The sequence below is a fragment of the Cryobacterium sp. N22 genome, assembly GCF_002929555.1.
Taxonomy (GTDB): domain Bacteria; phylum Actinomycetota; class Actinomycetes; order Actinomycetales; family Microbacteriaceae; genus Cryobacterium.
In genome coordinates this window covers 60,181-67,491 of sequence record NZ_PJJP01000021.1, presented here as the reverse complement: position 1 = coordinate 67,491, position 7,311 = coordinate 60,181, and the positions used below count along the sequence as shown (strand labels likewise).

Here is a 7,311-nt window from a genome sequence, read left to right as displayed (position 1 = left end):
GGGGGAGTGGGATTCTCGGTGGGTGTGGGTGTTGGCGTTGGCGTGGGCGTGGGTGTGGGTGTGGGTGTGGGTGTGTCGGTTGGCTGGGGTGGGGCCGTGGTCGTGGCCAGGGTGGACGCGGCGTCCGCGGCCGTCGGTGCGCCGGCCGTGAGAACCGTGGCACCCAGCACGAGCAGACCCGCAATGGCTCCGGTTCGCAGTCGCCGTTCGTGCCGACGGCGTGCGCGCACGACGCGATGCATACCGCGGCCGTGCGACGTCATGGCCATCTATTTTCTCAATCCCGGGCGGTAGAGAGTCGGCCGGTCAACCGGCAATGGCGCCAGTATCCCACCGCCCCCCTGAAAGCCGCAACGCATCGGGCCAAACCGGGCCTGCGGGCGTCCTACCCCCGCAGGCTCAGGGGCATCCGACAATCATGCCAAGATGGATTGCACCGCACCCTTATGCCAGACCACGGCACAAAATGCGCCCAGCCGGAGTCCATAGGAGATGGAGAATCTGATGCCGAAGACTCCCACCGTCTACGACGTCGCGGATCTCGCGGGGGTGTCGATCGCGACCGTATCGCGGGTGTTCCGGAAGCCGCACAAGGTGTCGCAGGCGACCAAGGACCGCGTGGACGCAGCCGTCCTGAATTTGGGCTACGTGCCGAGCGGAAGCGCTCGTAGCCTGGCGGCGCGACGGGCCGGTGCGATCGGGCTGTGCTTCCCCGACTTCGACGGGATCGACGGCGGACCGGCGCCGGTCGTCTATACCGATGGCAGGGTGATCGAACAATTCGACCCGCCCGAGGACGTCGAACCGAGCGGGGACCTCTACCTCAGCGAGGTCATGCTCGGCACGGAGATCGAGGCGTGGCGGCACGGCATGGCCGTGACTATCGCGGTGGCGCGGGGCAACGAGATCTTCGACAACCTTGCCGGTCGTGTCGATGGCATGATCACGCTCTCGCGGACTGTGCCCGAGAGGCTGCTTGCCCACATCGCCCGGAATATCCCGGTCGTGGTCATCGCCGGCACGCGCGCAGGGGATGACTACGACCACATCGGCACCGATAACGTCGCCGGGATGCAAGCGATGACCCAGCACATCGTCGACGCCCACGGAGTCCGCGACCTGGCCTTCGTCGGAGGCCCGGCCGATTCCCCGGACGATCACGACCGCTTCGAGGGGTTCCGAATGGGGCTGCAAGCCGAGGGTATTGAGCCGCCGTCGGAGCCGCTCCTGCGCGGCGACTTCACCCGGAGTCACGGCCGGATGCTCGGTCGTCGTTTGGTCGAGGCGGGTCAGGTCCCGCGGGCGCTCGTGTGCTCGAACGACCAGACCGCCCTGGGAATCCTCGACGCCCTGCTCGCCACAGGGCTGAGGGTGCCCGAGGACGTCATAGTCACCGGCTTCGACGGGATCGACGCCTCGCAAACGTCACGACCGCGGCTCACAACCGTCCGTCAACCCATGCGTGAGCTGGGGCGAGCGGCGGTGGACACCTTACTGCGCAGATTGGGCGACCCCCTGTTGCCACCGCAGACCGGGACTTTGCCGGTCACGGTGCTGCTGCGTGAGAGCTGTGGTTGCCTCGCCTGACCCAGGCAGGGCATCGTCACGTCCATCCCCTCGGCTGTGCGATCGTAAGTTGCGCGAAGGGGATGTATGCGCATACAGTATGAGGACAGCACTACTTGCCGACGTAATCCGCGTGGATGCGTAACGCTCGGCCGAGGTGACAAAGATGACACTAAGGAGAAGACATCCATGATCGATGGCACCCGTCGGACGCGCATGCGCCTGACTTCCGCTCTGGGGCTGGGGCTCGCCGCAGCCCTGGCGCTCAGCGCCTGTGCAGCCCCCGAGTCGGGACCCACGACCGGAACGGATGGATCGAGCTCACTCATGCTCGCCGCCGACAACGGATCGCCGACGTTCGTCAAGAACTTCAACCCGTTCGTGATCGAGAAGCGCACCGCATCGACGATCATCAACGAACCCCTCATGGTCGTGAACGCGCTCGACGGCAAGTCGACGAGCTTTTTGCAGACCGGCTACACGCAGCCCGACGCCAAGACGATCGTCTCGGACATCCGCGAGGGCGTGATCTGGAGCGACGGCGAAGAATTTACTGCTGACGACGTGGTCTTCACGTACAACCTGCTCAAGGAGTTCCCAGCCCTCGACAGCACCGGTGTCTGGTCGCGTGTCGAATCCGTGACCGCGGATGGCCAGAAGGTCACCTTCGCCCTCCAGGCTGAGGACTCCTCCGCCCCGATCACCGTGCTCGCCGTGCCGATCGTGGCCGAGCACCTTTGGGCAGACGTGGCAGACCCGGTCACCTTCACCAACGATGACCCGATCGGAACCGGCCCCTATACGCTCGGCGACTTCAACGCGAATCAGTACAAGCTCGAGAAGAACGCGGACTACTGGCAGGCCGACAAGGTGGCCGCCGATGAACTCGTGCTCCCCGCCGCGAACTCGCAGCTGGACGTCGTCAACAACGGCTATGACTGGGCCTACGCCTTCATGTCGGATGTCGAGAACACCTGGGTCGCCGCAGGCGAGGGCAACGAGTACTGGTTCCCCGCCGCTGGCACGGTCGCCATCGCGCCGAACCTCACCAAGGCTCCCTACAACGACCCGAACTTCCGCGAGGGCATGTCCCTCGCCCTCAAGCGTGACAGCATCGCCGACAACGCCTCCGAAGGCACCGTCGGCGCCGCCGGCCAGCAGGGGCTCCTCCTGCCGACCCAGTCCGAGTGGCTCACCGATGCCATCCCCGACGAGGGCATGGTCACCCAGGACACCGCCGCCGCGGAGGCGGCCTTCGCCAAGGCCGGCTACACCGTCAAGGGCGACAAACTCGTCGACGCGGACGGCGTCCAGGCCAAGATGACGATCACAACGCCGAACGGCTGGACGGACTGGCTGCGCGCAGTCCAGGAGATCCAGAAGCAGTACGTCGCGATCGGCATCGACGTGAAGATCAACCAGCCACAGCCCGCCGCCTACTTCCAGGCGGTTCAGAACGGTGACTTCGACGTCGCGATGACCTCCTTCGGCGGCAACGGCTCGGTGTACCAGGGCTACTACAACCTGCTCAGCTCCGATTTCCTTCAGCCGATCGGAACCTCGGCTCCGTCGAACTACCAGCGGTACTCCAACCCTGAGGTCGACGCGATGCTCACCGAGTTCCGCACGACCGTCGACGCGGACCGTCAGAAGGAGCTCGCCGGAGAACTCCAGGAGGTCATGTACAACGACCTTCCGGTCATCTCCGTCTACTACGCAGGCCTCTGGGGCCTCGTCTCCGACAAGAGCTTCACCGGCTGGCCCGACGCTGACAACCCCTACATGACGCCGACCCCGTACACCTCGGCAGCGCTGGTCGTCCTGACCACCATCACGAAGGTGAAGGGCTGAGGGTTCTCCTTCAGAACCTCTGAGCCATCGAACCGCTAAAGGCTGAGCGAGGTGCTTCTCACACCTCGGGCACCTCGCTCAGCCCCGCCGTGCCCCAATCTCCCAACGAAGGCGAGTAACCCGTGTGGTACCCCCTGCGCAAGCTTGGCTTGCTGCTCCTGACCGCGTGGGCCGCGATCACCCTGAACTTCCTGCTGCCGCGCCTCATGCCCGGCACACCGGCTGACGCGGCCATCGCGAAGCTGGCACAAAACGGCCCTGTGGATCCCGCGACCCGAGCAGCCATCGAGGCTCAACTCGGCGTCCCGACCGGCGACACCTGGTCGCAGTACGTTCAGTACCTCGGCAACGTGGCGCATCTCGACTTCGGGGTCTCGTACACGTTCTTCCCGCAGAGCGTCTCCTCGCTGGTCATGAACGCGCTCCCGTGGACGCTCGTCATGGTCGGTCTGGTGACGATCGTGGCGTTCATCCTCGGAACCCTGCTCGGTGTCCTCGCCGCCTGGAAGCGCGGCACCTGGCTGGACACGCTGCCCACACTGGGCGGAACGTTCACGTCGGCGTTCCCCTACTTCTGGACCGCCCTGCTGCTCGTCTTCTTCCTCGGCTACACGCTCAAGTGGTTCCCGACCTCGGGCGCGTACGGCCTCGAATCGACTCCCAACCTCAGCCTCGCCTTCATCGGCGACGCGATCGGCCACGCCTGGCTGCCCGCCCTGACCATCCTCGTCACCTCCGTCGGCGGCTGGATACTCGGGATGCGCAACAACATGATCAACACCCTCGGCGACGACTACGTGACCTTCGCCGAAGCCAACGGCCTGCGCACCCGCACCGTCGCCGTCAAGTACGCCGCCCGCAACGCCATCCTCCCCAACCTCACGGGCTTCGGCCTGGCGCTGGGCGGTGTGGTCGGCGGGTCGCTGCTGGTCGAGCAGGTCTTCAACTACCCCGGTGTGGGCTACTTGCTCTTCAACGCGGTCACGAACCAGGACTTCCCGCTCATGCAGGCTCTGTTCCTCATGATCACGATCAGCATCCTGCTCGCGAACTTCCTGGTCGACATCTTGTACGGACTATTGGATCCGAGGACCCGCCGATGACTGCTGTAGTGAACCTCCCCGAGCCCACGGGCTCGACGCCGCCCCACCAGACCGCGGGTGGTGCTGACCCCGCCGTCCCCAAGCCGCACGGACCGGCTTCGCCACTGCGGGTGCTCTCGCGCGGCGCCTCCACCATCTGGAGCAACAAGAAGGCCCGCATCGGCGTCGTCCTGCTCCTCGCCTTCGTGGCCCTCGCCATCTTCGCGCCGCTCATCGCGCCCTACGGTGCGAGCGAGAACGGCTTCGGTCGCAACCAATCGCCATCCGGCAGCCACTGGTTCGGCACCACCGCCGCCGGCGAGGACGTGCTCTCGCAAGTGATCTTCGGTGCCCGGATCTCGGTGCTCGTCGGCTTCATCGCCGGGTTCCTTTCCACGCTCATCGCGGTCGTCGTCGGACTGTCCTGGGGCTATATCCGTGGCCCGCTCGCCGAGATCATCAACTTCATCGTCAACCTCGTGCTCGTCATCCCGGGGCTCCCGCTCATGATCGTCATAGCGGCCTACCTGCAGAACGGCGGCATGACCATGATCATCTTCGTCGTCGTGCTCACCGGGTGGGCCTACGGGGCCCGGGTGCTCCGCTCGCAGACGCAGTCCATCCGCGGTCGTGACTTCATCACCGCGGCGCAATTCGCCGGAGACGGCGCCACCCGCATCGTGTTCCACGAGATCCTGCCGAACATGACGTCGCTCATCACCGGAAGCTTCTTCGGTGCCGCGACGTCGGCGATCCTCGCGGAGTCGGGCCTGTCGTTCCTCGGCATCGGCGACACGACGACCGTGAGCTGGGGATCCATGCTCTTCTGGGCGTCGAATTCAAATGCGCTGCTCACCGGCCAGTGGGTGCTGCTGTTCGCACCCGGCCTGTGCATCGCACTGATTGCCACGTCGCTCACTCTTATCAACTTCGGGGTGGACGGCCTGTCCAACCCCCGCCTTCGGGAAGGAACCGGACGATGAGCCTGCTCGAGGCCAACAACCTGTCGGTCATCTACGAACCGCGCGGCGCGGAGCCGACCTACGCGGTCAAGAACGCTTCTTTCTCCCTGGAACGAGGCGAGTTCGTCGGCCTGGTGGGGGAGTCGGGCTCCGGAAAGTCGACCCTCGGCTTCGCGGTCACCCGCCTCGCCAAGGCGCCGGCCCGCATCTCGCAGGGCACGATCCTTTTCGACGGCCGCGATATCGCGAGCATGGATGAGGAGGAGCTGCGCAAGCAGCGCCAGGGCGGTTTCGCGATGGTGCTGCAGTCCGGCATGAACGCGCTCAACCCGGTGCGCTCGATTCGCAAACACTTCGGCGACATCTTCGCGGCGCACGACCACGTGCCCAAGAGCAAGCGGCTCGCGCGAGCCTACGAGCTCGTCGAGAAGGTCGAGCTGCCCCGCGATGTGCTCGACCGCTTCCCCGGTGAGCTCTCCGGCGGCATGAGGCAACGCGTCTCGATCGCCCTCGCGCTGTCGCTCGAGCCGCAGCTCATGGTCTTCGACGAGCCGACCACAGCTCTGGACGTTCTCGTGCAGCACGCCGTCATGGGCACCATCCGGGAGCTGCAGAAGTCGGAGAACTTCACGGCGCTGCTGATCAGTCACGACCTCGGCGTCGTACTCGAGTCGACGTCACGGGTCATGGTCATGAGCGAGGGCGTCATCGTGGAGGACGGCACGTCGGAGCAGATCCTGCACGACCCGCAGCACGAGTACACGCAGATGTTGCTCGGCCACTACGCCGACCCCCGCGCGGAGGTCGTCGAGGTGCCGGGACTCCTCGTGCGCGGCTCGACGATCTCTCTCACCGGGCACGACACCGTCCTCGGCGTCGTGTCCCCAGCCGACGGCGATCCCGTGACGGCAGCGCCCTCCGCGCCTGCCACGCCCGTCCGGCGCCGGGCGGGGCGGCCCGACGCGGCGGCCATCGTGGTCGACGACGTCAGCAAGGTCTATCCTCGGCCGCGCCGCGGCAGCGACCCGGTCACCGCCGTCGACCACGTCTCCTTCACCCTCGAACCGGGCCAGTCCATGGCCCTGGTCGGAGCGAGTGGGTCGGGCAAGTCCACTCTCGCCAAGCTGATCACCGGCGTGGAACGTCCCACATCGGGCACGATCCACTTCGGCGAGGCCCGGGTCGACCGGCTCCGGCGCACAGGGCTCCGGGATCTCCGCCGGGAGGTGCAGATGGTCTTCCAGGACCCGTACTCCGCGCTCAACCCGCTGCACACTGTCGAGTACGCGCTCATGCGCCCCGTCCTCAACTACACCGATCTGCGCGGCGCCGCAGCCCGCACCCGCGTGCTCGAGCTCCTGGACACCGTGGGGCTGACGCCCGTGGAGCAGTTCGCGGCGAAGCTCCCGCACCAGCTGTCCGGCGGGCAACGTCAGCGGGTCGTCATTGCCCGCGCACTCGCCTGCGACCCGCAGGTGATCATCGCGGACGAACCCGTCTCGATGCTCGACGTGTCGTTGCGCGCCGGCGTACTCGCGCTGCTCGACGGTCTGCGGGTCACGTTCGGCGTCTCGATGCTCTACATCACCCACGACCTGCTCTCCGCCCGGCTGGTGACCGACCAGATCATGGTTCTCAACCAGGGCCGGGTCGTGGAGTCCGGGCAGACCGCCCAGGTGCTCCGGTTCCCCCAGGACCCCTACACGATGCAGCTGCTCGAGGCGATCCCGCAGCCGCAGCGCGCGGGAGCCGGGCGATGACCGACGCCGGAGTATCTGAGACGCGCGACCGCTGAATTGCACGTCTGAACCACACCGTTAGCGCCATCCTGCGGGGCCCCTGCACGCCCC

At 66.4% G+C, this 7,311-nt stretch carries 6 protein-coding genes; 5 read left to right on the top strand and 1 reads right to left on the bottom strand.

The features are described from left to right. Positions 1-230 (bottom strand): hypothetical protein (locus CXY76_RS19600; protein WP_233199526.1); only part of this gene is annotated, 230 nt, incomplete at its 3' end. Between the two features lie 274 nt (positions 231-504). Here CXY76_RS19600 and CXY76_RS02795 point away from each other — a divergent pair. The 5 genes from CXY76_RS02795 to CXY76_RS02775 all read left to right on the top strand — a co-directional run bounded on the left by CXY76_RS02795 (position 505) and on the right by CXY76_RS02775 (position 7,221). Then, on the top strand, positions 505-1,587 hold the full coding sequence (locus CXY76_RS02795; protein ID WP_104162749.1) for a LacI family DNA-binding transcriptional regulator: 1,083 nt from the start codon (positions 505-507) through the stop codon (positions 1,585-1,587). 168 nt (positions 1,588-1,755) lie between these two features. Next, a complete protein-coding gene (locus CXY76_RS02790; RefSeq protein ID WP_104162745.1) occupies positions 1,756-3,417 on the top strand; it encodes an ABC transporter substrate-binding protein in 1,662 nt (553 codons plus the stop codon). A gap of 122 nt (positions 3,418-3,539) precedes the next feature. Then, entirely contained in the window at positions 3,540-4,520 is a 981-nt protein-coding gene (locus tag CXY76_RS02785) for an ABC transporter permease (RefSeq protein WP_104162744.1), read from the top strand. After that, complete coding sequence (locus CXY76_RS02780) at positions 4,517-5,482, top strand: ABC transporter permease (protein ID WP_104162743.1); 966 nt, start codon at positions 4,517-4,519, stop codon at positions 5,480-5,482. The genes CXY76_RS02785 and CXY76_RS02780 overlap by 4 nt, the downstream gene beginning before the upstream one ends. Then, entirely contained in the window at positions 5,479-7,221 is a 1,743-nt protein-coding gene (locus CXY76_RS02775) for an ABC transporter ATP-binding protein (RefSeq protein WP_104162742.1), read from the top strand. The genes CXY76_RS02780 and CXY76_RS02775 overlap by 4 nt, the downstream gene beginning before the upstream one ends. The last annotated feature ends 90 nt before the right edge of the window (positions 7,222-7,311 follow it).